Here is a 24,913-nt window from a genome sequence, read left to right on the forward strand (position 1 = left end):
CATGGCTGGACACGGCGGCTCCAGAACGGTTATCTACGCGGCGCTCGCCGGCAATCTCGCCATAGCGTTGACCAAATTCGCCGCCGCCTTTTTCACCGGCAGTTCGGCTATGCTGTCGGAAGGCGTGCATTCGCTGGTCGATACAGGCAATGGCGGCCTGTTGCTCTACGGCATGCACCGGGCGGCACGCCCCGCGGACAGCTCGCACCCGCTCGGCCATGGCCGTGAACTCTATTTCTGGAGCTTCATCGTCGCCCTTCTGGTCTTCGCGCTGGGCGCTGGCGTGTCGTTCTACGAGGGCATCATCCACATCATGGCGCCGGAGCCGGTCGCCAACGCTAGGGTGAACTACATCGTTCTCGGCCTGTCCTTCCTGTTCGAAGGCAGCTCCTGGCTGGTGGCGCTGAAGGAATTCCGCAAGCAGAAGGGCAAGCAGGGCTGGCTGCAAGCCGTGCAATCGAGCAAGGATCCGAGCGTCTATACCGTGCTGTTCGAAGACAGTGCCGCCCTTCTCGGCCTGGCCGTCGCCTTTGCCGGCATATTGGCGGCGGAGATTTTCGAGATGCCCGAACTCGACGGCGCCGCCTCGATCGGCATCTCGCTCATCCTCGGCACGACGGCAATCTTCCTGGCGCGTGAAAGCAAGGGCCTGCTCATCGGCGAGCCGGCCTCACCCGAGGTGCAGAGGAAGGTGCTGGCGATCGTCCAGCAGGATCCGGCGGTGCAGCGGGCGAACGGCGTGCTGACGGTGCATATGGGTCCGGAAGAAATCGTCGCCGGCCTGAGCATCGAATTCGAGGACCATTTGTCGGCGCCGGAGATCGAGGCCTGTGTCGAGCGCATCGAGGCGCGGTTGAAGAAGGAGATGCCTGAGATCACGCGGCTGTTCGTCAAGCCGCAGACGTCAGGCACCTGGGAAAAGCGGCGCAAGCTGATCGAATCCGCGTCCGGATAGATTCGAGTACGAACTTTTGCGACACCGCGGTGCACTTTTCGGGATTCTGGCCTCTGGACCAGCGCCCCGCCGTTGCCTCGGGTCTCCGTGCCGCTAAAATCAGCCGATCGAAGTTGGAGGAATGACAATGAAGATCGACGGCGGCTGCCATTGTGGCGCCATCACCTATGAGGCGGAGGTCGACCCGGAGAAGACCTCGGTCTGCCATTGTACCGATTGCCAGCAACTGACCGGTACGGCATTTCGCGTTACCGTTCCTGCGACGGAGGATCACTACCGGATCACCAGCGGCGAACCGAAGATCTACATCAAGACCGTGGCGAGCGGCGCCAAGCGAACGCAGGCTTTTTGTGCCGACTGCGGCTCGCATCTCTATGCGACATCGGTCGGTGACGGTCCGAAGGTCTATGGGATCAGGGTCGGGACCTCGCGGCAGCGCCAGAACCTGGTCCCGAGACACCAGAAATGGCATCGGTCGGCGCTGCACTGGCTTCCGGAATTCGAGGGTATGACGACGGTCGAAGAGCAGTAGCGTTCAGTCGTCGCCTTCGACGACCCTCAATCTCAGCTGCCCGGTCTTTGAATCGGCAGCGCGCGGTGCGGCCTCCACCTTGGCAGGGGCGCCGCCGCGCGGGGCGTCGGGCTCGCCTTCTCCGAATTCCAGCGCCTCGATCTTCTGGCCACGCTTGGTCACTTTCGAGGTCGAGACGAGTATGTCTTCGATGTCCTTGGCCGACTGGCCGAAATGGCCCTGCAATTTGCGCACCCGCTCGTCGACACGCTGGACGTCTTCCATCAGCCTGATGACTTCGCCTTGGATCAGATGCGCCTGCTCGCGCATGCGCGCATCCTTGAGGATCGCCTGGATGACCTGGATCGACAGCATCAAGAGCGAAGGCGAGACGATGATGACGCGGGCACGGTGCGCCTTCTGGACAACCGCTTCGAAATTCTCGTGGATTTCGGCGAACACCGATTCCGACGGCACGAACATGAAGGCGGTGTCCTGGGTTTCGCCCTGCAGCAGGTATTTTTCCGAAATGTCGCGGATATGGACCTCGATATCGCGGCGGAAGGCCTGGGCCGCGACCTTCTGCAGGTCGGCGTTATCGGCGGCCCGGATGGCATTCCACGCTTCCAGGGGAAATTTGGCATCGATGGCAAGCGACGGCGCGCCGTTCGGCATTTTCACCAGGCAGTCCGGCCGGCTGCCGTTCGACAGCGTCGCCTGGAATTCGTAGGCGCCGTGCGGCAGGCCGTCGGCGACGATCGCCTCCATGCGCGACTGGCCGAAGGCGCCGCGCGTCTGCTTGTTGGAGAGGATCGCCTGCAGCTGCACGACCTGGCCGGCCAGCGACTGGATGTTGCCTTGCGCGGTGTCGATGACCGCCAGCCGCTCCTGCAGTTTCGCGAGGCTCTCATGCGTGGACTTGGTCTGCTCGGTCATGGTCTGGCCGATGCGGCCGGTCATGGCGTCGAGCCGCTGGCCGATCGACTGCGTCAATTCGGCTTGGCGGGCGCCGAACACTTCGGCGATGGCGCCCATGCGGCCCTGCATCTCGGCCTGGGATTGCAGAATGCCGGCCATCCGCGCCTCGGCGTCGCGGGCATGGTCGGCGGCTTCCGCTGCGGCGACCGCGCGCGCCTTGGCCGAGCGCCACAGCGCGATGACGAGCGCCACGAACAAGCCGAGAAACAGCAATGTGGCGACGGCCAAGACGTGGCCGAGCGTGATAGTCGAGGCGCCGAGCCGTGCGGCGGGCTCCGAAAGGATGGTGCTCAGATCATTCATGTGGACAGCATAGCCGATTCGGCGGTCTGGCACAGATCAAAACGTGAACGAGGCGCAGGCGCACCGGTTGACGCCTTTCTATTGAGGTCTTAGGTGAAACGCCATGCCGATCAAGCCGCTTATCATTCTTCCCGATCCCATCCTGCGCCAGGTCTCCAAGCCGGTGGAGCGCGTCGACGCGCCGGTACGCAAACTGGCCGACGATATGCTGGCAACTATGTATGACGCACCCGGCATCGGGTTGGCGGCAATCCAGGTCGGCGAGCCGCTGCGCATGCTGGTGATCGATCTCGCCAAGGAAGACGAAACCCCGGCGCCACACGTCTTCATCAACCCGGAAATTCTCGAAAGCGCCGACGCGCGGTCCGTCTACGAGGAAGGCTGTCTGTCGATCCCTGATTACTATGCCGAGGTCGAGCGCCCGGCTTCGGTGAGGGTCAAATATCTGGACCGTGACGGCAAGCTGCAGGAGATCGAGGCCGAGGGGCTGATGGCAACCTGCCTGCAGCACGAAATCGACCACCTCAACGGCGTGCTGTTCATCGACCACATCTCGAAGCTGAAGCGCGACATGGTGGTGAAGAAGTTCAAGAAGCTCGCCAGGGACAAGGCGCCAGGCAAGCTGGTGGGATAGGGCAATGCCCCTTCGCGTCATCTTCATGGGCACGCCGGAGTTTTCGGTGCCGACGCTGCGCGCCATCGCCGAGGCTGGCCACGAGATTTCAGCCGTCTACACGCAGCCACCGCGCGCCGCCGGCCGGCGCGGGTTGGAACTGACGCCGTCACCGGTGCAGCGCGAGGCCGGGCGGCTTGGCATCGAGGCGCGAACGCCGGCATCGTTGAAAAGCGAGGCCGAGCAGGCTGCTTTTGCCGACCTCGGCGGCGATATCGCCGTGGTCGTCGCCTATGGATTGCTGTTGCCCAAGGCAATTCTTGACGCACCCCGGCTTGGCTGCGTCAACGGCCACGCATCGCTTTTGCCGCGCTGGCGTGGCGCCGCGCCGATCCAGCGCGCCATCATGGCTGGAGATACCGAGACCGGCATGATGGTGATGCGCATGGAGGCGGGGCTGGATACCGGCCCGGTGGGACTGGTTGAAAAATGCGCCATCGGCCCCGATATGACAGCCGGCGATCTGCATGATCGGTTGATGAGTGTCGGCGCTGCCCTGATGGTGGAAGCGTTGGCGCGGCTGGAACAGAATACCCTGGCATTTACCGCGCAGGCGGCCGAAGGGGTGACTTACGCCAGGAAAATCGATAAATCCGAGACGCGCGTGGAGTGGACACGGCCCGCGGCCGAGGTTCACAATCACATTCGTGGCCTGTCGCCGTTTCCCGGCGCCTGGTCCGAGATTGAAATTGGCGGCCGTATGGAACGGCTGAAACTGCTTCGCTCGACGCTATCCGAAGGCGTGTCGCCTTCGGAAGATTTGGGCGAGTCGGGAGGAATTCTCGATGACCGGCTGACAGTCGCCTGCGGAAAAGGCGCGGTCAGGCTGGTCGAAGTTCAACGTGCGGGCGGAAAGCCCGCCGCCGCGTCGGAATTCCTGCGCGGAGCCAAGATCGAAAAAGGACTGAAATTCTCATGAGCATGATGTCGATACGCGCGGCGACGCCGCGGGACCGCGAGGCCATCCGCCTCGTCGAGGAACACGCTTTCGGCCAGCAAACGGAGGCCGGACTGGTCGACGCGTTGGTGACCGGCGGTGACGCCGTCGTCGAACTGGTGGCGGAAGAGGACGGCCAGGCCGTCGGCCATATCCTGTTCTCACGGCTGTTCGTTCAGAGCGGCGGCAAGAGTTTTGCCGCCGTGGCGCTTGCGCCGCTGGCGGTGGAGCCTTCCTTCCATGGCAGCGGCATCGGCGGCGCGTTGATCCGCGAGGCCCATATTCGGCTCAAGGACGCCGGCGAGACACTGGCCGTCGTGCTGGGCGATCCGGCCTATTACGGCCGTTTCGGCTATAGCCACGCCCGCGCAGAAAAGTTCGAAAGCGAATACCAGGGCGAGGCGCTGCAGGCGCTGGCCTGGGGCGAAGCTCCCGAATCCGGCAGGCTGGTCTACGCCTCCGCCTTCACCGCTCTCGCCGCCTAGGCGGGGGCGTATAGCCGACCGGCATGCCGCGTTTTCGCCTAGATATCGAATATGACGGCAGCCTGTTTGCCGGCTGGCAGCATCAGGCCGACCAGCCTTCGGTGCAGCAGGCGATCGAGCAGGCGATCGAGAAATTCTGCGGCGAGGCGGTCCGGCTGCGCGCCGCCGGCCGCACCGATGCCGGCGTGCACGCGACCGCGCAGGTGGCGCATGTCGACCTTGCCAAGGCGTGGCCCGACGACAAGGTGCGCGATGCCGTCAATGCACACCTGCAGGCGGCCGGCGCGCGCATAGTCATCCTGAAGGCCACGATCGTCCCGGACGATTTCGATGCCCGTTTCTCCGCCATCGGCCGGCACTATCTCTACCGCATCCTCAACCGGCGGGCGCCCTCGGCGCTGGAGAAGGGTAAGGTGTGGTGGGTACCGAAGCGGCTCGATGCCGCCGCCATGCACGAGGCGGCGAAGCTCCTGCTCGGCCGGCACGACTTCACCACCTTCCGCTCGACGCAGTGCCAGGCCAACAGCCCGATCAGGACATTGGAGCGGCTCGATGTGAGCCGGGCGGGCGATGATCTGATCGAGGTGAGGGCATCGGCACGATCCTTCCTGCACAACCAGGTGCGCTCGATGGTCGGCTCGCTGAAGCGGGTCGGCGACGGCGGCTGGACATCGGGCGACCTCAAGGCGGCGCTCGAGGCGCGAAACCGCGCCGCCTGCGGCCAGGTGGCGCCGCCCGACGGGCTTTTTCTCATTGGCGTCGATTATCCCGGGTAGAACCCTGGTTCTCCCGGGTAGAACCCTGGTTCTATCCGGGATAAAGCCCGGAAAGGCTCTGGCCCCCGACATCGTCCGGCACGGAGATGCCAAGCAGCGTCTGCAGTCCGAACAGCACCAGCAGCGAAGCGACGAACATGCCGACGAAAACGGCGGTGCCGAAGGCAGCGCCCCTGCCGATCGTCGCGTTGGTCATGCGCCAGGTCAGCACCATCGACAGGGAAAATAACAGCAGCGACACAAGGCTCGAGACCTGGCTTGCCGAGGACAGGAAAAGCCTGATCAGCGCCGAAGGCAGCATCAGCCAGGCGGTGATCGCCGAGGCCCAGTTGCTGGCCACGACATAGTGGACGAAGCGCCCGCCGATGCCGGCGCGCCGCGCCACCAAGGCGAGCGCCACCAGCGGCAGTACCCAGGAGCCGATATCGACTGTCGCCAGTCGCACCAGCATGCTGAAGCGGCCGGCGAAGGCATCGGGATCGCCGATCTCGTTGGCGATGCCGACCCAGCCGACGATCAGCGCCGGTGCCGCGACGATGATGGCGAAGAACGAATTCCAGAAGCCGTCGGCCGTGAGGTCGAGCAGGCGCAGGCCGTCGGCCTTGCCGAGCATCAGCCGCCAGGCGCCGGTCAGCGAAGCTTGGGTTTCGTCCGCCGAAAGCATGCTGGTCAGCCCTGTCCGAACCAGTCGTCGATGAAGCGCTGGTAGATCCGCGTCAGCGTTTCCAGATCGGCGATGGCCACGCGCTCGTCGACCATGTGCATGGTCTTGCCGACCAGGCCGAATTCGACCACCGGGCAATAATCCTTGATGAAGCGCGCATCCGATGTGCCGCCGGAGGTGGATAGCGCCGGCTTTTTGCCGACCACCGCCTTGACCGAGCCGCTCAGCGTCTCGACCAGCCTGTCGTCGCGGGTCAGGAAGACGTGGCTCGGCCGGTCGCGCCAGACCAGCTCATAGTCGACTGGCGTCTTCTTGCCCGGCCGGTATTTCTTGCGCCCAGCCGCCTGATCGAGGCGGTTGTGGATTTCCGCCTGGACCGTCTCGGCCGTCCAGCTGTCGTTGAAGCGGATGTTGAAGGTGGCGGTTGCCTTGGCGGGAATGACGTTGGTGGCCGGGTTGCCGACATCGATGGAGGTCACCTCGAGGTTGGTCGGCTGGAAATCCTTGGTTCCCTTGTCGAAGACGGGATGCAGCAAGGCGTCCACCAGGCTCATCAGGCCGCGCACCGGGTTGTCGGCAAGCTGCGGATAAGCGGCATGGCCCTGGCGGCCATTGACGGTGATGCTACCCGACATCGAGCCGCGCCTGCCGATCTTGATCATGTCGCCGAGCGTGTCCGGATTGGTCGGCTCGCCGACGATCGAGGCGTCCCATTTCTCGCCTTTGGACGCGGCCCATTCGAGCAGCTTGACCGTGCCGTTGATGGCAGGCCCTTCCTCGTCGCCGGTGATCAGCAGCGAGACCGAGCCCTTCGGGCCACCATTCGCCTCGACGTGGCGCGCCACCGCGGCGATGAAGCAGGCAATGCCGCCCTTCATGTCGACCGCGCCGCGGCCGTACATTTCGCCGTTGGCGATGTCGGCGGCGAAAGGCGGATGCGTCCAGGCGGCTTCGTCGCCGACCGGCACCACGTCGGTATGACCCGCGAACATCAGATGCGGGCCATTGCCGGAGCGCCGTGCATAGAGGTTCTCGATGTCGGGCGTGCCGTCTTCGGAGAACACCGGCCGATCGACCAGGAAGCCGAGCGGCTTCAGCATCGCCTCCAGCGCGCTCAGCGCGCCGCCTTCGGCTGGTGTCACCGAGGCACAGCGGATGAGAGAGGCAAGGTTTGCGGCGGGGTCAGTCGGCAGCGTCATGGCAAAAGCGATAGTCGAAAGCGAATGGCCTGTCACGGCCAGACATATGGCCAAGCCAATGGCCGACGATACCGCCGACATTATGGTTTTCATGTCGTATAGTTCTGGCTGATGCGGAGTAAGAGATGGCAAACGGCGAAAAAAGGATCGTCATTGCCGGCGCCGGCAGCATTGGCTGTTATGCCGGCGGCTGCCTGGCGCTCGCCGGGCGGCGGGTTGTCCTGCTTGCCAGGCCGCGCATCGAGGCAGCGCTGCGGCAGGGCGGATTGCGCGTCAGCGACCTCGAGGGCCGCGATCGCCTGATCAAGCCGGCAGAGCTTGCCGTCACCGCCGATCCGGCCGCGTCCTTGCCGGGGGCCGATGTGATCCTGGTCACCGTCAAGAGCGGCGCGACGCGGGAAATGGCGGCACTCATCAAGGCCCATGCCCGTCCCGATGCCGTGGTGGTGAGCCTGCAGAACGGCGTCGACAACGCCGACAGGCTGCGCGCGGCGCTTGGCCCGCGAACGGTGCTGGCTGGCATGGTGCCGTTCAATGTCGTGCAATCAGCCGATGGAGAGCTGCCGTTGCGCGTCCACCGCGCCAGCGACGGCAAGGTTATGGTCGAAGAAGGCAATGTCGGCCTTGCCGACCTTCTCGACACCGAAGGCCTGGCTGTCGAAACGCGTGGCGATATGAAGGCCGTGCTGTGGGGCAAGCTTCTGATGAACCTGAACAATGCGCTGGTGGCGCTGTCGGGCTTGCCGCTGGCAACTGAACTCGCTGACCGGCGCTGGCGGCTGATCCTGGCCAGCCAGATCGACGAGGCCTTGCTGGCGATGAAAACCTCCGGCATCGAGCCGGCGCGGATCGCCGGCCTGCGCCCGACGCTGCTGCCGAAGGTGCTCAGGTTGGCCGACTGGCTGTTCAAGCTCCTGGCGCGGCGCATGCTGGCGATCGATCCCGAGGCGCGCTCGTCGATGTGGGACGATCTGCAGCGTGGCCGGTCGACCGAGATCGACGACTTGCAGGGCGCTGTTTTGCGGCTCGCTGAAAAAGCCGGTACGCCGGCGCCGACGGTCCAGCTTATCAGCGCGCTGGTGCGCGCGGCGGAAGCCGAGCGGCTTGGCTCGCCAAGGCTGGTGCCGGAGAAGGTTGCGGCGCCGCCGGCCGGCCATCGATCAACGTGATCTTCTGCCAGATCTTGCGCGACAGGTTGGACGCCAGGTTCTCGATGTCGTTGACACCGTCGATGACGACGGCGTCATTGACGGATTGGGCGAACAGCGCCGCGATCTTGCCGGTGATCGACAGCATTTCGGAGCAATAGTCGAGATAGCGCGCGAGATCCGCGGCATTGGTGAGACGGGCCGGCGAATGCGCCGTCGGCTTGAAGCTGGCCGACAGCGCCGCCGGATCCTTGGTCAACTGGTGCATGTCGATGACATGGATCAGCGATCTGAGGCCGTGCAACTGGCGAAACACCTGCTTGCGCTTGATGCGCTCCTCCGTGCGGATCAGGGCCAGGAAGCCGAGCACGGCGAGGATGATCATGTTGATCGTGGCTTCGATGCCCTGCACCGACTGCACCGCATCGTCGGCTTGCGAGATGCGAATGAGCGGCAGGATGGTTCCGACGAACAGGAAGATCAGCGCGCCCGCGATGACGGCGGCGACGATGATGCCGCGCAGCCACCAGATCGGCGCTTCCAGGGTCTTCGCGGCCTTGGCCAGATCGCGCGACAGCGACACAAGTTCGGCGGCGACGCCGCGCAACCCGGCATCCGGGAAACGGTCGGCCACGCGCCCTTCCAGCCGTTCGGCGGTTTCGATGATCAGTTTCGGATCAAGCGTGCGGTAGCGCATGGCGATCCGATCGGCCCCCTAGGGCATGATGCCGAAAAGTGTGAAGCGGTTTTCCGACGACGTCATGCTCTATTTCTTTGATTCTGCCGGCTCGTTGGTGCGCCGGCCATAACGGTTGGGTCCAGGCTGCCCTGGAAACAGGCACAACACAAGGAAGGCGACGATCGAGACAACCGGCACGAACAGGATCAGCGCGGCAATGCCCGGCTTGTCGAGGTCGTGCAGCCGCTTCACCGCCAGCGCGATGTTCGACCACAGCGAGGCGATGAAGGCGATGAAGAAGATGAACGACCACATGTTGCTCTCGGCCGAACCCTCCGGCACCAGCGTGAAGCGGTACAGCGGAAACGCCTGGATGATGGCGACGAGCAACCCGCCAAGAAAATAGGCCGCGCGGCTGACGCGGCCCGAGGTCTTGAAGAAAAGCCAGTTGAGATCCGATCTTTCAGGCAAGCGGGTCCGATCCATATTGATTGGCACCCCTGGTGCCTTCGAGAATGCCGAGTTCGACCAGCAGCCAGATGCCGCCGATGACGGGTACGAAGCCAATCAGCGTCCACCAGCCCGACTTGTTGCGGTCGTGCCAGCGTTTGGCATAGAGGGCAATCGCGAAATAGATCGATGCCAGCGCGAAGAGGATGCCGATGATGCCGATCTGGGCACCGCTGGCCGTGGTGACACGCGTGCCGAGGATCGCATCGAGAATGAAAGCAATAACGCCGATAATGATGAATACGCCGATGCCAGCCCAGAACTTGCCCCGGTTGATACGGCCATCAAAGCTTGTGAGCAGATATTTCCAGTCCATGTCACCCCTCCAGTTGAACCAGCGCGGCCGATTGTCGCGCCGGCGGAAGGTGCGCCTGCCCGGCGGAAAGATCAATCGCGCAGCAATTCGTTGATCGAGGTCTTGGACCGGGTCTTGGCGTCGACCCGCTTGACGATGACGGCGCAGTAGAGACCTGGGCCCGGCTCGTTGTTTGGAAATGCCTTGCCCGGCAGCGAGCCGGCGACGACCACGGAATTCGGCGGCACCTCGCCATAGAAGATCTCGCCGGTGGCGCGGTCGACGATCTTGGTCGACTGGCCGATGAAGACGCCCATGCCCAGAACCGAGCCTTCGCGCACGATGCAGCCCTCGACCACTTCGGAACGCGCCCCGATGAAGCAATTGTCCTCGATGATGGTGGGGCCGGCCTGCATCGGCTCCAGCACGCCGCCGATGCCGACGCCGCCCGAAAGGTGGACGTTCTTGCCGATCTGGGCGCAGGAGCCGACCGAGGCCCAGGTATCGACCATGGTGCCGCTATCGACATAGGCGCCGACATTGACGAAGGACGGCATCAAAACCGCGCCCGGCGCGACATAGGCCGAACGGCGCACAATCGACGCCGGCACGGCGCGGAAGCCCGCCTTCTCGAAATCGACGGCGCCCCAGCCGTCAAACTTGGACGCCACCTTGTCCCACCACACGGCCTCGCCGGGGCCGCCCTTGATGATCTCCATCGGATTGAGCCGGAAGGAGAGCAGCACCGCCTTCTTCAGCCACTGGTTGACATGCCACTTGCCGTCGGCCTGCCGCTCGGCGACGCGGGCGGTGCCGCGGTCGAGCAGGTCGAGTGCCGACTGGATGGCGTCGCGCACCTCGCCGCGGGTCGCGGTCGAAATGGCGTCGCGTTCCTCGAAGGCCCTGTCGATGGTCTTTTCGAGGCTCGCCAGATCGGGCTTCGACATGAATTTGCTCCATTACCAAGCTGTTAAGGGCTGCGCCTTAACCTGTTTAAAAGTCGCGCGGACCCTATGTTAAGGTGGAATGGGGGTCAATCGCGCCAGCGTCATGGGACGGCGCAAGTAAAGGAATGGACGGGTGGATTCGATGACTCCCATGGAAAAGGCGGGATGGACGCCGCTGCCGCACTCGGATGAGGATCTGGAGCGGTCGAAAAGCGTGCCGGACACGCCGCAAACGCGGGCCGAGACCTACCGCCTGGCCTGGAACGATCCCGACTTCATGACCCGGCGCGAGCTGCGCGCCGTCAGGCTGCAACTGGAACTGCTGAAGCCGGAAATGATCCTCGCCGAGCGCGGCATTCGTTCGACCGTGATCCTGTTCGGCGGCGCGCGCCTGCCGGAGCCCGGCGGCGAGGCCTGGGCGGCCAAGAACGAGATGCAGAAGAAGAACCTTGAGGAAAACAGCAAATATTACGAGGAGGCGCGCAAATTCGCCCGCCTCTGCTCGCAGCAGTCGGCCACTTCATATTATCGCGAATATGTGGTGGTGACCGGTGGCGGTCCGGGCGTGATGGAAGCGGGAAACCGCGGCGCCGATGATGTCGGCGCGCCGTCGATCGGGCTCAACATCGTGCTGCCGCACGAGCAGGCGCCGAACCCCTATGTGACGCCGGAGCTCTGTTTCAACTTCCACTATTTCGCCATCCGCAAGATGCACTTCGTCATGCGCGCCAAGGCCGTGGCGGTGTTTCCCGGCGGCTTCGGCACGATGGACGAGTTCTTCGAGACGCTGACGCTGATCCAGACCGGACGCATGGAGCGCGTGCCGGTGATCCTGTTCGGCAAGTCCTTCTGGAAGCGGGCGATCGACCTCGACTTCCTCGCCGAGCAGGGCACGATCAGCCCGGGCGACCAGGACATCATCGATTTCGTCGACACAGCCGACGAAGCCTGGGGCATCATCAGCCGCTTCTACAAGCTAGGGAGTGAGTGAGTGAATAGGCAATGGGAATTAGTGAGTAGGGATTAGTCAGTAGGGATTAGTCAGTAGTGAGCGAGCGAAAGGTGTGCTCCTCCACTACTCACTACTCACTACTCACTACTCACTACTCACTACTCACTACTCACTACTCACTACTCACTATTCCCGTCAAAAATTCCGCGAGATCGTCGGTGACGTAGTCGACGTCGTCCTCCTGCGCCGGGTCGCGTTCCCAGATTTCCGAAAAGGTCGGCTCGAAATTGCGCGGCACCACGAGAACCGTGGTCATGCCCAGCGACTTCGGCACGGCCAGGTTGCGGGCGAGATCCTCGAACATCACCGCATTGTGGCCGGTGACGGCGTGCAGTTCGGCGAACTTCTCGTAGGTCTGGCGCGCCGGCTTGGGATTGAGGCCGGCAGCGACGATATCGAAAATGTCGTCGAAATGGTCGAGGATGCCAAGTTGGCGCGCGGTGCGCTCGGCATGCCTGCGGTCGCCATTGGTGAAGATGAACTTGCGGCCGGGAAGCTGGCGGATGGCGGTGCCGAGGACGGGATCGGGCACCAGCCACGAATAGTCGATGTCATGGACCTTCTCCAGAAAGTCGTCGGGATCGATGCCGTGGCGCGTCATCAGCCCGTTCAGCGTCGTGCCGTATTCGCGATACAGCTCCTTCTGCAGCTTGCGCGCCTCCTCGCGCGGCAGCGCCAGCAGTTCCCCGACATAGGCGGTCATCTTGACGTCGATCTGCGAGAACAGATTCGAGTGATGCGGGTAGAGCGTGTTGTCTAGGTCGAACACCCAGTCGGTGACATGGGCGAAGCGGGCGGGATCGGGAAGCGTGGTCATGCGCTCTTATGGCATGAAACAGGGATTCTGAAATGGACTTTATCCACAACTTATGCGCGTCGAGAGTGGCGGAAATGGCCTCACGATTCAAATTTTAGCCATCCCGGAAAGGTGGCCTTCAGGGCTTGCTGGCACAGAGACAAGTCCTGTGGGAGCCCGCGATGAACAGCATTATTCTCAAATCCGCCGCCATCGCCTTCGCCTCCGTCGCTGCCTCGCTCCTGCTGACATTGATCATCGTCCCAGCGATGGGATTCCCGATCACGCGCACGATCTGGCTGACGTCGACGGTCTGTCCGCTCGTCCTTGCCTGGACGGCATGCGCCGGCACGTTCTGGCAGAGCGACAGGTTGAAAAATGCCCATCGCGAATTGGCCCGTGCCCATGCCCAACTCGCCGCGGCGCACCGCCGCCTGGCGGAAAAGGCGAGCCGCGACGACATGACCGGCATGCTCAACCGGGAAAGCTTCTTTGCCGCGCTGGACGGCTCCCGGCGCAAGTCCGACCGCGGCGCGCTGTTGATCATCGACGCCGATCATTTCAAGAAGATCAATGACAATTTCGGTCACCTGACCGGGGACGACGCGCTGCTGTTGATCGCCAGCGCCATCGAGCGCGGCGTGCGCAGCGGCGACGTGCTCGGCCGGATCGGCGGCGAGGAGTTCGGCGCGTTTCTGACCGGAGCCACGGAACAGGAGGCCAAGCGCGTTGCCGAACGGATCCGTCGCGAGGTCGAGCTGATCCGCTTCCGACCCGTCGATGAGCGAACCATTCCGTTGACCGTTAGCATCGGCGGCACCGTGTGCGGCGAGGATGTCAACGTATCGGACCTGATGCGCGCCGCGGACCGGCGCCTCTACCAGGCCAAGCATGCGGGCCGCAACCTGACGATCCTCGATACCGACATTTCCGAAGCCGCATGAGCGGGTTCGCCAGCACACCCGGCCGGTTAAGAAATCTCTAACCCTGTTTGCATCCGGTTGTGCCGCTTGTCAGGCTTTTTACCGCCTTGAGGCCATGCTTGGCACGATACTGGCTTCCGTGACGATGCGTGTGCCGTTCGGGGAATGTCATACGCGCATCGAAGTCCCAGCCGAGAGGCCTGTCATGAGTTTCTTGATCAAAAAAATGTCGCGCCGCACGCTCGTGCAGGCGCTGATCGCCCTGCCTGCCCTGTCCTTGTTCCGCAAGCTGCCTGATACGGCCGCCACCCATGCCGGTTCATCCCGGGCCAATCCCGACGAGATCGTCGAGGTCAATGGCTGGATCCTGAAGCGGAGCGACTTGGCATGATCTTCGACAGCTACGACGCGTATCGCGCCGCCAATTTCGCGCCAAAGGTCTGTGTACTTGGTTCCGGCCCCGCCGGCACCACGATCGCCAGGAAACTTGGCGCGGCCGGCATCCCGGTCGTGGTGCTGGAAGCCGGCTCGCGGGAATTCAGCGACGAGTCGCAGGATTTCTACCGTGGCACGACGGTCGGCGATTCCTACTTCGATCTCGATATCACGCGGTTGCGGTTCATGGGCGGCAGTTCCAATCACTGGGCCGGTTGGTGTCGCGTGCTCGACAAACAGGATTTCGAGCCGAAAGCCTGGGCACCCGACACCGGCTGGCCTATCCGGCGCGCCGACATCGAACCCTATCTTGCGGAAGTGCGCGATATCCTCGACCTTCCCGATTTCCGGCCAGATGTGCCGATCTCGGACGACATTCGCTGGGTGCAGCTGATCAAGAGCCCGGCGGTCCGGTTTGCAGAAAAGTTCGGCGACCAACTCGACCAGAGCAAAAACATCGCCGTCGTGCTCAACACCTACGCCACCGAGCTTGCCGGAGATGGCAAACGCGTGACCGGCGCCAAATTATGGTCCAACGGGCAGGACGCCGGCTCGTTCAGCGCCGACTATTTCATCGTCTGCACCGGCGGACTGGAGAATTCCCGGCTGCTTTTGTGGTCCAACCAGCGCTCCAACGGCGGCGTCGTGCCGAACGCGACGGCGCTTGGCCGCTACTGGATGGAGCATCCGACCTTCGAGGGCGGCAATGCCATCCTGGCCCACGACGGCGCGTTCGAGGTCGATGCCGTCAAGGAGGCCTTCTTCTCGCCGATGGCTGCCGCGATGGAACGGCTCAAGATCATGAATTTCGGCATCAGGCTGATCGAGACTCCCTATCCGGGCGTCAAGAGCCTCATCGCTGATCTTGCCTGTACGGCGCCGCACATGGCGGAATGGGTGTCGGGCAAGCTCGACCAGAACCTGCGTTGCGCCGCTCAGCTTTATGTCGCCTGGGAACAGGCGCCGCTGGCTTCGAACCAGATCGATCTGTCGAAGACCGAGGTCGACCATGCCGGCGTGCCGCGCATCGAACTGCACTGGAAGAAGTCGGAACTGGAACACCGCACCCTGCTCGAAGGCTTGAGGCTGTTCGGCACGACGCTTGCCCAGAAGAACCTGGGCCGGGTGCGCATTGCCGACTGGATCTCGAAGGGCGACGATTATCCGACCAACGAAGAGACGGCGGGCCACCATCATATGGGCGGCACGCGCATGGGCACCGACGTCACCAGGAGCGTGGTGGACGCCAACTGCAAGGTGCATGGCATGGACAATCTCTATGTCGGCGGCTCTTCGGTCTTTTGCACGTCGGGACAAGCCAATCCAACGACGACGATCACCGCGCTCGCCTGCCGGCTGGGTGAGCACCTGAGCAAGGTGGTCACGGTCTGAGCGCAGTCGTCGTCCCTGCTCGGATCACCACCCGTTCTGCCGACGCCAAGGATGGCGCCGGCAGAGGCTCAAAAGCCGTAGAGGGCGATGCGCACCAGCACGGCGGCGGCGGCGAGCGACACCAGCAGGATGCCGAGGCCGATAGGCGATCCCCAGCCGTACCATTCCATCGCCAGCTTCGCGTATCTGAACTCTTCCTCATGCGAGAGAGGCGTACGCTGTTGGATCAGGCTCATTTTCCACTCCTCGTTGGCGGCCGCCCCTTGCCTATCGCAAGCCGTGGCCGCATATTGCTATAATAGTCTAAATGTTAGACAGATTGATAATTAGATGATCGAACTAAATTCGTCAAGCGGAGATCGCGCCGAACTGACCGCCGCGATCGGCCTTGCCATCATGCAGTGGCAGGACGCGACGCAGGCCTATGACGATGCGGTAGGCGCGAGACTCGGCCTCAACATGGCCGAGCGCCACTGTATCGGACTACTGCATGGCGGCCCGCAATCGGCCGGCGCGATCGCGGCCGCGACCGGGCTGACGCCGGCCGCGGTGACCGCGCTGATCGATCGGCTGGAGGCGCGCGGTCTCTTGACGCGCACGCGCAGCCTCGAGGACAGGCGCAAGGTGGTTATCGAGGCAACGGAGACAACACGGGAGCTCTCGGCGCGCTATTACGGCGCCATCGCGCGGGAAGGTGAAAAGCTCATCGCCACGTTCGGCGACGCCGAGCTTGCCACCATCCGGCGCTTCGTCACCGCCGCGCTCGAGCTGCAGCGCGACCAGCTTGTGCGGCTGAAGGCCGAGGCACCGCAGCCGCGCTGATTTTAGGCGTCAAACCCCTAGCGGTCCGATCGGCCGAAGCGCCGTTCGAGATAGGCCTGGCCGAATTCCAGCGCGATCGACAGGATCCAATAGATCATCGAGGCGGTGATCAGCATCTCGATATGGCGGAACTCCGTCTGGCCCATCGTGCGGGCGAGATACATGATCTCCCAGACGCCGACGACCGACACCAGCGAGGAATCCTTCAGCATGGCGATGAACTGGTTGCCGGTCGGCGGGATGATGACGCGCATGGCCTGCGGCAGGATGACCAGCGCCATGGTCTGGCCGGGGCTCAGGCCGAGCGCCGTGGCGCCTTCGCTTTGGCCGCGCGGGATGCTTTCGATGCCGGCGCGGAAGATCTCGGTCATGTAGGCGCCATAACACAGCGACAACGCAACGATGCCGGCCGGCACCGCGCCGATCACATAGCCGACCTGCGGCAGGCCGAGATAGATGATGTAGATCTGCATCAGCAACGGCAGGCCGCGAAACAGCGACGTGTAGAAGGTGGCCAGCCCGTAGACGATGCCGTTGCCGGTCAGTTTGGCGATGGCCCCGATAAGCGCGATGGTCGTTGCGATGAGAATCGAGATCGCCGAAATGTAAAGCGTCGTGGTGACGCCCTGGGTGATCAGGAAGCCAACCTTCCTGGCAATGAAGGCAAAGGAGAGGTCGAAGGAATAGAAGAACAGCATCAGCAGCGCGAACAGCTCGATCCAGACGCCGGCGATCTGCTGGCGTCGGGGCATGAGCAGCAGCAGCTTGCAGTTCACCAGAACCAGGAGCGCGATCAACACGGCCGAGAGGGCGCGCGACAAGGCTGGATTGGCCTGCAACCAGTCGGATGCAAGCGGCATCACCGAGCCGATCCAGCTCGACTTGATGCCCATGGCGTAGAGGGCCGCGGCCAGCAGCGCGGGAAAAAGCGCGGCCGCCGCGTGGCGGGCAAGCCCTGGATGGGAGAGCATCAGCCTGCCGATCATGCCGTCACCTTGTCCTTGGTGGTGGCGCGGCGTTCCCGCCACCAGTCCTGCGCCTGCAATTTCCAGTAGGTGAGCTGCGCGGCGGCCAGGCCACCGGCGCCGCCGGCCCAGCTCAGTCCGAATGGCGCGAACTGCCGATACCGGTCCGAAGCGCCCAGAATGCCCTCGGCGACTACTTTTCCGGCAATCGCCGTGGTGTTGAGGCCATGGCCACCAAAAGCGGTGCAGTACCAGACGCCCGATTGCAGCTCCCCGATCTGGGGCATCAGATGCCGGGCATAGGACATCAGCCCCGACCAGGCCAATTCGGTCTTGAGGCCGGCGAGCTGCGGGTAGGTGCCGACCATTTCACGGCGCAATTCTCGCGCCAGCGCGTCGGCGGAAGCGGCACGCGTGGTGATGCGCCCGCCCCACAAAAGGCGATTGCCGCTCTCTACCAGACGATAATAGTCGCCGGCCCGCCTGTTGTCGCCGACGGCATCGGTGGTGGCGACGGCTTGCGCGATGAGGCGGGGAGCCGCCTCGGAAACCATCACATAGGTCGCGATGGGCAGAAAGGCGCGGTAGAGCTGGCCGAACACCGGGCCGGTATAGCCGCCGGTCGCAAGCACGATCTGGGGCGCCCGAAGCGTGCCCTGGCTCGTGCGCAGCATCTTTTGCGGTCCCGACAGGTCGCATTGCACGACCTCGGAACTCTCATGGATCTTGCCGCCCAGCCGCTCGATCTCGTCGGCCAGGCAACGCAGATAGTTGAGCGGATGGATGTGAAAGGCGTTCGGGTCGCGCAGGCCTTGGTGGTAGCGAGCAGACTTCAGCACCGCGCGCACGTCTTCGCCGCGCAGATATTGAAGCTCGTAACCGTGGTCGCGTGCCATCTGGTCGGCATAGGCCTTCAGCGCATCGCCGCCGTCGTAGCGCAAGACGCTGAGCAGGCCGGCACGCGGCTGGGCGGCCGATATTCCGAGCGCTTCGATGGTGTCGCGCACGAATTCCATGCCTTCGATCGACAGCCGGTGCAGATCGCGCGCTGCCTCCCCGCCGACACGTGCGGCGATAGTGTCGCCGCCGGTGGCGAAGCCGGGCGTGACGAAGCCGCCATTGCGTCCCGAAGCGCCGAAACCGGCGACCTGGGCTTCCAGCACGACGACGTGCAATCCGGCGCGCGCCAGCTGCAGCGCTGTCGTCAGCCCGGCCAATCCGGCGCCGACGACGGCCACGTCACATCGCGTCTCGCCTTTGAGCGGGGGCCGCGTCTTCCGGTCGGTCAGGGTGCGGGCGTAATAGGTGTCCGGATAGGCCATCGACGACTTTGCGGTGAGGGGCATTCATGAGGTGGGGTGACGCCCGCCGGCTGCCGAGGAGGCAGCCGGCGGAATGACATTACTTGGCGCTGTAGTCCTTGCCGTACCACTTCGTGGTCAGCGCGGCGAGCGTGCCGTCCGTCTTCATTTCGGTGATGATGCCCCCGACCTTCGCGGTCCACTCGGGATCCTTCTTCTCGGCGATGACGACGAGCGGCTCGCGGAAGGCGTACTCGCCTTCCAGGATCTTTACGGGATAGCCGTTCTTGATGGCATTCTGCGCCGTCTGTTCCGGCGCGATCACGGCATTCAGGCGCACGCCGTCGCCAAGCCGCAGGTCATCGAAGGGAAGCATGGAATCCGCGTAGGTGCGGATCTCGCCCGGCTCGAGCTTGTATTCGATGGGAGCCAGGCCAGGCGCGTCGATTTCGAGCTTGCGGCGGATGAAATCCTCCGAGGTGGTGGCAGTCTCGACGCCGATGATCTTGCCGTTGAGATCGGCGACCGACTTAGCGCCGCTGTCCTTGTGCAGGACATAGACGTAGGGGCTGTAATAATAGATGCCGGCAAAGTCGATCACCTTGGAGCGGGCTTTTGTCGGCGTGACCGATCCGACGCCAAGGTCGTAGCGTCCCTGCCAGCGCCCGCCGGTCAGCGTCGCCCAGTCGGGCGTTTCGAACGAGACCTCGACGCCAAGCCGCTTGCCGATCTCGCGCGAGACATCGATGTCGAAACCGGCGAGTTCGTTGCTGTCGTTGAGAAAGCTCTGTGGAGGCCAGGCCGCGTTGGTGGCGATGACCATCGCCTTTTTCGACGTGACGCGGTCCAGGGTTTCACCGGCCATGGCTGCCGTCGTGATGGCGAATGTCGCGGCGGCAAGAACGGCCAAATTGAGCAGTTTTTTCAAAGTTATCCCTCCCTTGTGGTTGAACTGATAGGTTGAGTGGCCGACGTCGAACCTCAGCGCTTCAGCTGCAGGTGCAACCGGATCGGTTTCGGACTTTGCCCATCACAGCCGAAGCTGATTCCCCCTGACGGACCGGCGTTCGTGACTCCAGACAGTCAGGTCGCAAAAAGAAGGGTTCCACCCGGCGAAATGCGGGATATTGGCGATCGCGCAGTCATTGCGCCCCTTGGGATGACAAAGTGCCGGATAGTTGGCCTTGTTCCGTTCGCCGCTGCCAGTATTGCGGATTGTCGCGAGGGCTGTTCAGCCGATAGGATCGCGCGGTGGTTACTAAGCGGATCGAGCGAGAGGTTTTGTTTGTGGAATTGACCGAGAAGGATCGTCAGTTGCTCGCGCTGATGCAGAAGAACGCGCGGGAGCCGGTCGCGTCACTGGCACGGCAGCTCGGCGTGTCGCGGACAGCGCTGCAGGAGCGGATCCAGAAGCTGGAGGCCGGCGGCATCATCGAAGGCTATACCGTGCGGCTGGCCAAGACGGTGGCCCAGAACGCCGTCCACTGTTTCACCCTCGCCTCCCTGAACAACAAGAGTTATCCGGACGTCTCCAGAAGGATCAAGGCGATGCCCTCGATCCAGGCGGTCTATGCCATAACCGGTGAATGGGATCTGATCATCCACCTTGCCGCCGAGACGCTCGAGAAGCTGAACCGGGAGGTGAATGCCCTGAATGAAATCAGCGGCGTCGTCAAAACCGCTTCCCACGTGGTGATGGAGACGAAGTTCAACCGGACCATCTACGCTCTGTAGGAATGGCGGAATGTCCCGGCGGCCGGCCGTTCCACTGGAACTTGTCGATCTGGTAGCCGGTGCGCATCACTGTTTGCGGGTCGAAAGGCACATGGTGGTGTCCTCGACCCCTGCAAACGTGGGCAGGGGACGCGACTAGTTCGGCTGGACTCCGTAGACGGCCAGAAATGCCTCCACCGAGGCATCCGCGTGGCGTTCCAGTTCGGCCTTGGAGCGCCGGTTGCCTCCCGTGAACATGGCTTCATTCATGGGGATCCAAAGAAGCATTCCAAAAAGATGGCTGGCTGCCAGATAGGGATCACTTGTTTGTATCAGTCCTCGACTGGTGAGTTTTTGAAAGCAGGACGCCGTCGAGGCAAGCATGCGCTCAAACCCCTTTTCGTACCAAGCGCGGCCAAGCTGCGGCATTCGATCCGCGTTGGCGATGATCAAGCGCCGCAGCTTCAACAACTCTTCATCCATGAGAACCGCTATCAGGCGTCGGGCAAGCTGCTGCAGGCCGCCTTCCATGAATTTCGCCTCGGAAAGCAGCGTCGTCACTGACTCGATGATGTCATTGACCTGGGTAGCGGTTGACAGAACGACTTCGCCAAACAGCGTCTCCTTGTCGGTGAAATGCTTGTAGACGGTCTGCTTGGAGGCCCCCGCCTTGGTGGCGATTTCCTCCATGCTGGTCCCGTCATATCCCTTGCTGGTGAACGCCGCCGTGGCCGCCTGGATGATCTCACGATCCTTGCGAGCCGATCTGGTCTCACCGTCGATTTTCATGGCGCCCTCTTAACCAGTACTAGACGGTACCGTTCTCTTGTGGTAGCCCCATGAAACGGTACTGGACTGACTAGTACCTGTCAACGAAGGCAAGGCTTAGACCGATGACCAAGATGATCTTCATAAATCTGCCGGTGCGGGATCTGCAGGCAGCGACCAATTTCTATCTCGCGATCGGGGGCACGCTCAATCCGCAGTTCTCGAACGACCAGGCCAGTTCGGTCATGTTTTCCGACGCGATCGGGGTGATGTTGCTGACGCACCAGCATTACGGCCAGTTCACAACCCGCCAGATCGGCGACGCCAGGCGTGACAGCCAGATGCTGATCGCACTCACCGCGAGCAGCAAGGACGAGGTCAATGCCACGATCGAGAAGGGCGTCGCGGCCGGCGGCCGCGCCGATCCCAACCCCGCTCAGGATCTCGGCTTCATGTTCAACCGCCACATCGAAGACCCTGACGGCAACGTCTGGGAGCTCCTGTGGATGAACCCCGCTGCCATGCAATAGCCCAGCGCGATCAAAGCGTCCAAAGCGCGTCGCGTTGAGACAGATTCATGCGACGCGCTTTATGTTTTAGACCGTCGCCGGGTCGAGCGCCGGCTGGCTCTTGCGGCGCGCGACGATCGCTTCGAAATCCGCCGTCTGGAAGGCATCGCGCAAGGCGTCGAAGGACGGCAACACGAAATAGGCGCGCTGGAACTTGTCGATCTCGTAGCCGGTGCGCATCACCGTTTCCAGGTCGAACGGTACATGGTGGGCGTCCTTGCTCTCGACAGCGAACTGCAACTCGGTGAACGACGACATCAGACCGGCGCCAAACGCCTTCAGCTTCTGGCCGTTCTCCTGCATCAGGCCATATTCGGCCGTGTACCAGTAGAGCCGGGTGATCATCTCGTCGCCGCCCAGCGCAATGATGTCGCCGGCCTTCTTGCCATACATCTGCATGAAATCGGCAAACACCGGCTGCGAGAGAACCGGCACATGGCCGAAGAAGTCATGGAACATGTCCGGCTCGACGACGTAGTCGAGTTCCTGCTTGGTCCGCAGCCAGTTGGTGACCGGGAAGCGGCGGTTGGCGAGGTGGTCGAAGAACGGTGCGGCCGGGATGAGGCCCGGCACGGCGACGATTTCCCAGCCGGTCAGCTTGCGCAGTTTGGTGCTGACGTCCTCGAAATCGGGGATGCAGTCGAGCAGGCCGAGCTTCTCGACGCCGTCGAGATAGGAGTGATGGGCGAGCTTTTGCGTCAGCTTGGTCTGGCGGTCGCACAGCGTGCGCCACACCGCCTGCTCCTCGGTCGAATAGTCATAAGCCTGCGCCACGGTGAAATCCGCGCGGCACACCGAATAGTCCCCGCGCAACCCTTGCGCCGCGCAGTCGCGGGCGTATTCGGCAACGCTCATCGTCGTCATGGGTTTTCTCCTCGCATCAATGGTTGACGTGCCGCAAGGCTAACCCGATCTGCCGAGGCAATTCGGTTTTGATGGTGGCTCTTCCGCCACATTCGAGATATCATTCACTCACAATTCGCATCGGATGAGTGAAAATGCCTCAATTCGACGATTTCGAGATCAAGATGCTGGATGTCCTGCAACGCAACGGTCGCAAACCCGTTTCCGAGCTGGCGCAGGAGGTCGGCCTCTCCACCACGCCCTGCGCCCGGCGCTTCGAGGCGCTGCAGGAAGCCGGCATCATCAAGGGCTTTGCCGCGGTGATCAGCCGCCGCGCCGTCGGCCTGATGGTCGAGGTATTCATCCAGGTGCGCCTCGTCAGCCACAGCGACGGCTCGCCCGAGAGCTTCATTGCCGCCGTTCAGCGCATGGACGAGGTTTCGTCGTGCTGGACCATGACCGGCGACCACGACTTTTTGCTGCATGTCATGGTGCCATCGGTCGACGAGCTCAACGCCTTCGTCATGCATAGGCTGATGCGGCTCGACGGCGTGCGCGACGTCCACACGCAACTGGTGCTGCAGAACATCAAGGGACCCGGCCACGTGCCGCTCGCCCATCTCAGGCGGTGATGCGCATCCGCGTTTCTGCGGAAAAGCTGCAAGCAAACTGCTGAGCTCGGCCCTTTCGGTGGCCAGCTCTACAACCAGCATGCACGGACCATTCCTCCCGGAGGTCCGCCATGAAAATCGTCCTGATCAATCCGCCGCACACCGCCATCGGCAGCCGCGTGCCCGACGATCACTTGCCGCCGCTTGGCCTGCTGGCGATCGGCGGCCCGCTGCTCGATGCCGGTCATCAGGTGCGGCTCGTCGATGCCGAGTTCGGGCCGATGCCGCTCGCCTCGGTTGTCGCGGAGGCCCTGAAGGACTGTCCCGACTTCGTTCTGATAGGCCATTCCGGCTCGACCTCGGCACATCCGACCGCCTTGTTGATCGCCGGGATGATCAAGGCGCGCGCGCCGGCGACGATCATCCTCTATGGCGGCGTCTTCCCCACCTATCACTGGCGCGACATCCTGGCGTCAACCGACGCCTTCGACTTCATCGTGCGCGGCGAGGGCGAGGCGACCGTGGTGGCGCTGGTCGAGGCCCTGGAGATGCGCCAGCCGCCGGCAAGCGTTGCCGGCATCGCCTGCCGCGACGGTCTTGACCGTCCCTTCGCCACGCAAGCGGCGATGACCATCGCCGACCTCGACGCCTACCGCGTCGGCTGGGAGCTGATCGACCACCGCATATACAGCTACTGGGGAGGCAAGCGTGCGGTGGTCATGCAGTTTTCGCGCGGCTGCCCGCATCTGTGCAACTATTGCGGCCAGCGCGGATTCTGGACCCGCTGGCGGCATCGCGACCCAGTCAAGTTCGCCAAGGAGATCGCCTGGCTGCACCGCGAGCATGGCGTCGAACTGATCAACCTGGCGGATGAAAATCCGACAGTTTCTAAAAAGGCCTGGCGCGCCTTTCTCGAAGCCTTGATTGCCGAGGATGTGCCGGTGCTGATCGTCGGCTCGACCCGCGCCGACGACATCGTGCGCGATGCCGACATGCTGCACCTCTACCGCCAGGCCGGTGTCATCCGCTGGCTGCTCGGCATGGAAAACACCGACGAGCAGACGCTGCAATTGATCCGCAAGGGCGGCAGTACCTCGTCCGACCGCGAAGCGATACGGCTGCTGCGGAAGCACGGCATCCTGTCCATGGCGACCTGGGTGGCCGGCTTCGAGGATGAGGGATTTCGCGATCTGTGGCGCGGCTTTCGCCAGCTCCTCGCCTATGACCCCGACCAGATCCAGGCGCTCTATGTGACGCCGCATCGCTGGACGCCGTTTTTCCGCATCGCGCGGGACCGAAAGGTCATCCAGAGGGATGCCCGCCTGTGGGATTACAAGCACCAGGTGCTGCAGATGACCCGGCTGAAGCCGTGGATGCTGTTCTTCTCGGTCAAGCTGATTGAGCTCGCCGTGCAGTCGAGGCCGAAGGCGCTGGCGCGCATCCTGTTCCACCCCGATCCCGAGCAGCGGCATTCGATGCGCTGGTACACGCAGATGGGTCGCCGCGTCTGGTTCCGCGAGGTCTGGGGTTTTCTGGTGACCGACCGCCGGGTGAAAGGCGGCCCGACGCTCGCGGAATTCTGGGGCGCACCGCAGGACACTGAGGAGGAATCGATGGTTGTCCGGCGGCCGGTTACAAAGCCGGAGCTTCCCGCGGCCGTAAATCGCGGCCTGCCAGGCAGAAGGTTAGCCGGCTGACAACAA

Annotated in this window: 30 protein-coding genes; 16 read left to right on the plus strand and 14 right to left on the minus strand. The window is 63.3% G+C overall.

Annotated features, from left to right (window positions below; genetic code table 11):
* Nucleotide 1: 1 nt before the first annotated feature.
* On the plus strand, nt 2-955 hold the full coding sequence (locus tag LB557_RS14830; RefSeq protein WP_140711717.1) for a cation diffusion facilitator family transporter: 954 nt from the start codon (nt 2-4) through the stop codon (nt 953-955).
* Nucleotides 956-1,082: 127 nt separating this feature from the next.
* Nucleotides 1,083-1,487, plus strand: a complete 405-nt coding sequence (locus LB557_RS14835) for a GFA family protein (RefSeq protein WP_140719219.1) — start codon at nt 1,083-1,085, stop codon at nt 1,485-1,487.
* A gap of 3 nt (nt 1,488-1,490) precedes the next feature.
* Here the strand turns inward: LB557_RS14835 and LB557_RS14840 are convergent, their stop codons facing one another.
* Entirely contained in the window at nt 1,491-2,747 is a 1,257-nt protein-coding gene (locus tag LB557_RS14840) for a DNA recombination protein RmuC (protein ID WP_015314438.1), read from the minus strand.
* Nucleotides 2,748-2,850: 103 nt separating this feature from the next.
* On the opposite strand from LB557_RS14840, the gene def reads away from it, so the two are divergent.
* From def to truA, 4 genes are read left to right on the plus strand one after another with little or no spacing between them, the layout of a single operon-like run.
* Nucleotides 2,851-3,381 carry a peptide deformylase gene (gene def / locus LB557_RS14845; protein WP_015314437.1) on the plus strand — a complete coding sequence of 177 codons (531 nt, stop codon included), beginning with the start codon at nt 2,851-2,853 and terminating at the stop codon, nt 3,379-3,381.
* Nucleotides 3,382-3,385: 4 nt separating this feature from the next.
* Nucleotides 3,386-4,339 carry a methionyl-tRNA formyltransferase gene (fmt, locus tag LB557_RS14850; protein ID WP_140660150.1) on the plus strand — a complete coding sequence of 318 codons (954 nt, stop codon included), beginning with the start codon at nt 3,386-3,388 and terminating at the stop codon, nt 4,337-4,339.
* Nucleotides 4,336-4,842, plus strand: coding sequence for a GNAT family N-acetyltransferase (locus tag LB557_RS14855; protein WP_015314435.1), 507 nt, complete (start codon nt 4,336-4,338; stop codon nt 4,840-4,842). The genes fmt and LB557_RS14855 overlap by 4 nt, the downstream gene beginning before the upstream one ends.
* A gap of 23 nt (nt 4,843-4,865) precedes the next feature.
* Nucleotides 4,866-5,618, plus strand: coding sequence for a tRNA pseudouridine(38-40) synthase TruA (truA, locus tag LB557_RS14860; RefSeq protein ID WP_224584121.1), 753 nt, complete (start codon nt 4,866-4,868; stop codon nt 5,616-5,618).
* Between the two features lie 31 nt (nt 5,619-5,649).
* Here the strand turns inward: truA and LB557_RS14865 are convergent, their stop codons facing one another.
* Nucleotides 5,650-6,282 carry a transporter gene (locus LB557_RS14865; protein ID WP_224641918.1) on the minus strand — a complete coding sequence of 211 codons (633 nt, stop codon included), beginning with the start codon at nt 6,280-6,282 and terminating at the stop codon, nt 5,650-5,652.
* Nucleotides 6,283-6,287: 5 nt separating this feature from the next.
* Complete coding sequence (gene dapE, locus LB557_RS14870; RefSeq protein ID WP_015314432.1) at nt 6,288-7,481, minus strand: succinyl-diaminopimelate desuccinylase; 1,194 nt, start codon at nt 7,479-7,481, stop codon at nt 6,288-6,290.
* 125 nt (nt 7,482-7,606) lie between these two features.
* On the opposite strand from dapE, the gene LB557_RS14875 reads away from it, so the two are divergent.
* Entirely contained in the window at nt 7,607-8,650 is a 1,044-nt protein-coding gene (locus tag LB557_RS14875; protein ID WP_224641916.1) for a 2-dehydropantoate 2-reductase, read from the plus strand.
* On the opposite strand, the gene LB557_RS14880 is transcribed toward LB557_RS14875, so the two are convergent.
* The 4 genes from LB557_RS14880 to dapD all read right to left on the minus strand — a co-directional run bounded on the left by LB557_RS14880 (nt 8,550) and on the right by dapD (nt 11,060).
* Nucleotides 8,550-9,326 (minus strand): hypothetical protein, encoded by a 777-nt coding sequence (locus LB557_RS14880; protein WP_224641914.1) that lies wholly within the window; start codon nt 9,324-9,326, stop codon nt 8,550-8,552. The two genes, LB557_RS14875 and LB557_RS14880, sit on opposite strands and share 101 nt — an antisense overlap.
* A 69-nt stretch (nt 9,327-9,395) precedes the next feature.
* Entirely contained in the window at nt 9,396-9,779 is a 384-nt protein-coding gene (locus tag LB557_RS14885; RefSeq protein ID WP_027143826.1) for a DUF805 domain-containing protein, read from the minus strand.
* Nucleotides 9,772-10,134: a DUF805 domain-containing protein gene (locus LB557_RS14890; RefSeq protein ID WP_140660146.1), complete on the minus strand. Its 363-nt coding sequence runs from the start codon at nt 10,132-10,134 to the stop codon at nt 9,772-9,774. Before LB557_RS14890 ends, LB557_RS14885 begins: the two co-directional genes overlap by 8 nt.
* Nucleotides 10,135-10,205: 71 nt before the next feature.
* A complete protein-coding gene (gene dapD / locus LB557_RS14895; protein WP_140719199.1) occupies nt 10,206-11,060 on the minus strand; it encodes a 2,3,4,5-tetrahydropyridine-2,6-dicarboxylate N-succinyltransferase in 855 nt (284 codons plus the stop codon).
* 142 nt (nt 11,061-11,202) lie between these two features.
* On the opposite strand from dapD, the gene LB557_RS14900 reads away from it, so the two are divergent.
* On the plus strand, nt 11,203-12,051 hold the full coding sequence (locus LB557_RS14900; RefSeq protein ID WP_015314426.1) for an LOG family protein: 849 nt from the start codon (nt 11,203-11,205) through the stop codon (nt 12,049-12,051).
* A gap of 133 nt (nt 12,052-12,184) precedes the next feature.
* Here the strand turns inward: LB557_RS14900 and LB557_RS14905 are convergent, their stop codons facing one another.
* A complete protein-coding gene (locus tag LB557_RS14905; protein WP_015314425.1) occupies nt 12,185-12,889 on the minus strand; it encodes a pyrimidine 5'-nucleotidase in 705 nt (234 codons plus the stop codon).
* Nucleotides 12,890-13,050: 161 nt separating this feature from the next.
* Between LB557_RS14905 and LB557_RS14910 the strand changes: the two genes are divergently transcribed.
* From LB557_RS14910 to LB557_RS14920, 3 genes are all read left to right on the plus strand, one after another.
* Nucleotides 13,051-13,812, plus strand: coding sequence for a GGDEF domain-containing protein (locus tag LB557_RS14910; RefSeq protein ID WP_224641912.1), 762 nt, complete (start codon nt 13,051-13,053; stop codon nt 13,810-13,812).
* 184 nt (nt 13,813-13,996) lie between these two features.
* The gene (locus LB557_RS14915; RefSeq protein ID WP_140789929.1) at nt 13,997-14,182 is read left to right on the plus strand and encodes a hypothetical protein; all 186 of its coding nucleotides are present in this window, start codon (nt 13,997-13,999) and stop codon (nt 14,180-14,182) included.
* A complete protein-coding gene (locus LB557_RS14920; RefSeq protein ID WP_224641911.1) occupies nt 14,179-15,618 on the plus strand; it encodes a GMC oxidoreductase in 1,440 nt (479 codons plus the stop codon). The genes LB557_RS14915 and LB557_RS14920 overlap by 4 nt, the downstream gene beginning before the upstream one ends.
* A 68-nt stretch (nt 15,619-15,686) precedes the next feature.
* On the opposite strand, the gene LB557_RS14925 is transcribed toward LB557_RS14920, so the two are convergent.
* Nucleotides 15,687-15,854 carry a hypothetical protein gene (locus LB557_RS14925; RefSeq protein WP_015314421.1) on the minus strand — a complete coding sequence of 56 codons (168 nt, stop codon included), beginning with the start codon at nt 15,852-15,854 and terminating at the stop codon, nt 15,687-15,689.
* A 94-nt stretch (nt 15,855-15,948) separates the two neighbouring features.
* On the opposite strand from LB557_RS14925, the gene LB557_RS14930 reads away from it, so the two are divergent.
* Nucleotides 15,949-16,440 (plus strand): MarR family winged helix-turn-helix transcriptional regulator, encoded by a 492-nt coding sequence (locus LB557_RS14930; RefSeq protein WP_015314420.1) that lies wholly within the window; start codon nt 15,949-15,951, stop codon nt 16,438-16,440.
* A gap of 17 nt (nt 16,441-16,457) precedes the next feature.
* Here the strand turns inward: LB557_RS14930 and LB557_RS14935 are convergent, their stop codons facing one another.
* From LB557_RS14935 to LB557_RS14945, 3 genes are all read right to left on the minus strand, one after another.
* Entirely contained in the window at nt 16,458-17,426 is a 969-nt protein-coding gene (locus LB557_RS14935; protein ID WP_015314419.1) for an amino acid ABC transporter permease, read from the minus strand.
* On the minus strand, nt 17,423-18,727 hold the full coding sequence (locus LB557_RS14940) for an NAD(P)/FAD-dependent oxidoreductase (protein WP_140875818.1): 1,305 nt from the start codon (nt 18,725-18,727) through the stop codon (nt 17,423-17,425). Before LB557_RS14940 ends, LB557_RS14935 begins: the two co-directional genes overlap by 4 nt.
* A gap of 79 nt (nt 18,728-18,806) precedes the next feature.
* On the minus strand, nt 18,807-19,571 hold the full coding sequence (locus tag LB557_RS14945) for a transporter substrate-binding domain-containing protein (protein ID WP_224584230.1): 765 nt from the start codon (nt 19,569-19,571) through the stop codon (nt 18,807-18,809).
* Nucleotides 19,572-19,993: 422 nt separating this feature from the next.
* On the opposite strand from LB557_RS14945, the gene LB557_RS14950 reads away from it, so the two are divergent.
* Nucleotides 19,994-20,440, plus strand: a complete 447-nt coding sequence (locus LB557_RS14950; protein WP_224525312.1) for an Lrp/AsnC family transcriptional regulator — start codon at nt 19,994-19,996, stop codon at nt 20,438-20,440.
* A gap of 135 nt (nt 20,441-20,575) precedes the next feature.
* On the opposite strand, the gene LB557_RS14955 is transcribed toward LB557_RS14950, so the two are convergent.
* A complete protein-coding gene (locus tag LB557_RS14955; protein ID WP_015314415.1) occupies nt 20,576-21,208 on the minus strand; it encodes a TetR/AcrR family transcriptional regulator in 633 nt (210 codons plus the stop codon).
* Between the two features lie 104 nt (nt 21,209-21,312).
* On the opposite strand from LB557_RS14955, the gene LB557_RS14960 reads away from it, so the two are divergent.
* Complete coding sequence (locus LB557_RS14960; protein ID WP_015314414.1) at nt 21,313-21,717, plus strand: VOC family protein; 405 nt, start codon at nt 21,313-21,315, stop codon at nt 21,715-21,717.
* Between the two features lie 66 nt (nt 21,718-21,783).
* Here the strand turns inward: LB557_RS14960 and phhA are convergent, their stop codons facing one another.
* Entirely contained in the window at nt 21,784-22,620 is an 837-nt protein-coding gene (gene phhA, locus LB557_RS14965) for a phenylalanine 4-monooxygenase (protein ID WP_140615206.1), read from the minus strand.
* Nucleotides 22,621-22,754: 134 nt separating this feature from the next.
* Between phhA and LB557_RS14970 the strand changes: the two genes are divergently transcribed.
* Together LB557_RS14970 and bchE are read left to right on the plus strand one after the other, a co-directional pair.
* Nucleotides 22,755-23,231, plus strand: coding sequence for an Lrp/AsnC family transcriptional regulator (locus LB557_RS14970; protein ID WP_015314412.1), 477 nt, complete (start codon nt 22,755-22,757; stop codon nt 23,229-23,231).
* Between the two features lie 110 nt (nt 23,232-23,341).
* Nucleotides 23,342-24,907, plus strand: a complete 1,566-nt coding sequence (gene bchE, locus LB557_RS14975; protein WP_140711687.1) for a magnesium-protoporphyrin IX monomethyl ester anaerobic oxidative cyclase — start codon at nt 23,342-23,344, stop codon at nt 24,905-24,907.
* The last annotated feature ends 6 nt before the right edge of the window (nt 24,908-24,913 follow it).

This window comes from Mesorhizobium sp. BR115XR7A (genome assembly GCF_020165315.1).
In the GTDB taxonomy this organism is placed as follows: domain Bacteria; phylum Pseudomonadota; class Alphaproteobacteria; order Rhizobiales; family Rhizobiaceae; genus Mesorhizobium; species Mesorhizobium australicum.

Coding starts and splice junctions, on each gene's coding strand:
- LB557_RS14830 (WP_140711717.1), top strand. CDS start 2: ATGGCTGGACACGGCGGCTCCAGAACGGTTATCTACGCGGCGCTCGCC.
- LB557_RS14835 (WP_140719219.1), top strand. CDS start 1,083: ATGAAGATCGACGGCGGCTGCCATTGTGGCGCCATCACCTATGAGGCG.
- LB557_RS14840 (WP_015314438.1), bottom strand. CDS start 2,747: ATGAATGATCTGAGCACCATCCTTTCGGAGCCCGCCGCACGGCTCGGC.
- def (WP_015314437.1), top strand. CDS start 2,851: ATGCCGATCAAGCCGCTTATCATTCTTCCCGATCCCATCCTGCGCCAG.
- fmt (WP_140660150.1), top strand. CDS start 3,386: ATGCCCCTTCGCGTCATCTTCATGGGCACGCCGGAGTTTTCGGTGCCG.
- LB557_RS14855 (WP_015314435.1), top strand. CDS start 4,336: ATGAGCATGATGTCGATACGCGCGGCGACGCCGCGGGACCGCGAGGCC.
- truA (WP_224584121.1), top strand. CDS start 4,866: ATGCCGCGTTTTCGCCTAGATATCGAATATGACGGCAGCCTGTTTGCC.
- LB557_RS14865 (WP_224641918.1), bottom strand. CDS start 6,282: ATGCTTTCGGCGGACGAAACCCAAGCTTCGCTGACCGGCGCCTGGCGG.
- dapE (WP_015314432.1), bottom strand. CDS start 7,481: ATGACGCTGCCGACTGACCCCGCCGCAAACCTTGCCTCTCTCATCCGC.
- LB557_RS14875 (WP_224641916.1), top strand. CDS start 7,607: ATGGCAAACGGCGAAAAAAGGATCGTCATTGCCGGCGCCGGCAGCATT.
- LB557_RS14880 (WP_224641914.1), bottom strand. CDS start 9,326: ATGCGCTACCGCACGCTTGATCCGAAACTGATCATCGAAACCGCCGAA.
- LB557_RS14890 (WP_140660146.1), bottom strand. CDS start 10,134: ATGGACTGGAAATATCTGCTCACAAGCTTTGATGGCCGTATCAACCGG.
- dapD (WP_140719199.1), bottom strand. CDS start 11,060: ATGTCGAAGCCCGATCTGGCGAGCCTCGAAAAGACCATCGACAGGGCC.
- LB557_RS14900 (WP_015314426.1), top strand. CDS start 11,203: ATGACTCCCATGGAAAAGGCGGGATGGACGCCGCTGCCGCACTCGGAT.
- LB557_RS14905 (WP_015314425.1), bottom strand. CDS start 12,889: ATGACCACGCTTCCCGATCCCGCCCGCTTCGCCCATGTCACCGACTGG.
- LB557_RS14910 (WP_224641912.1), top strand. CDS start 13,051: ATGAACAGCATTATTCTCAAATCCGCCGCCATCGCCTTCGCCTCCGTC.
- LB557_RS14915 (WP_140789929.1), top strand. CDS start 13,997: ATGAGTTTCTTGATCAAAAAAATGTCGCGCCGCACGCTCGTGCAGGCG.
- LB557_RS14920 (WP_224641911.1), top strand. CDS start 14,179: ATGATCTTCGACAGCTACGACGCGTATCGCGCCGCCAATTTCGCGCCA.
- LB557_RS14925 (WP_015314421.1), bottom strand. CDS start 15,854: ATGAGCCTGATCCAACAGCGTACGCCTCTCTCGCATGAGGAAGAGTTC.
- LB557_RS14930 (WP_015314420.1), top strand. CDS start 15,949: ATGATCGAACTAAATTCGTCAAGCGGAGATCGCGCCGAACTGACCGCC.
- LB557_RS14935 (WP_015314419.1), bottom strand. CDS start 17,426: ATGATCGGCAGGCTGATGCTCTCCCATCCAGGGCTTGCCCGCCACGCG.
- LB557_RS14940 (WP_140875818.1), bottom strand. CDS start 18,727: ATGGCCTATCCGGACACCTATTACGCCCGCACCCTGACCGACCGGAAG.
- LB557_RS14945 (WP_224584230.1), bottom strand. CDS start 19,571: ATGGCCGGTGAAACCCTGGACCGCGTCACGTCGAAAAAGGCGATGGTC.
- LB557_RS14955 (WP_015314415.1), bottom strand. CDS start 21,208: ATGAAAATCGACGGTGAGACCAGATCGGCTCGCAAGGATCGTGAGATC.
- LB557_RS14960 (WP_015314414.1), top strand. CDS start 21,313: ATGACCAAGATGATCTTCATAAATCTGCCGGTGCGGGATCTGCAGGCA.
- phhA (WP_140615206.1), bottom strand. CDS start 22,620: ATGACGACGATGAGCGTTGCCGAATACGCCCGCGACTGCGCGGCGCAA.
- LB557_RS14970 (WP_015314412.1), top strand. CDS start 22,755: ATGCCTCAATTCGACGATTTCGAGATCAAGATGCTGGATGTCCTGCAA.
- bchE (WP_140711687.1), top strand. CDS start 23,342: ATGAAAATCGTCCTGATCAATCCGCCGCACACCGCCATCGGCAGCCGC.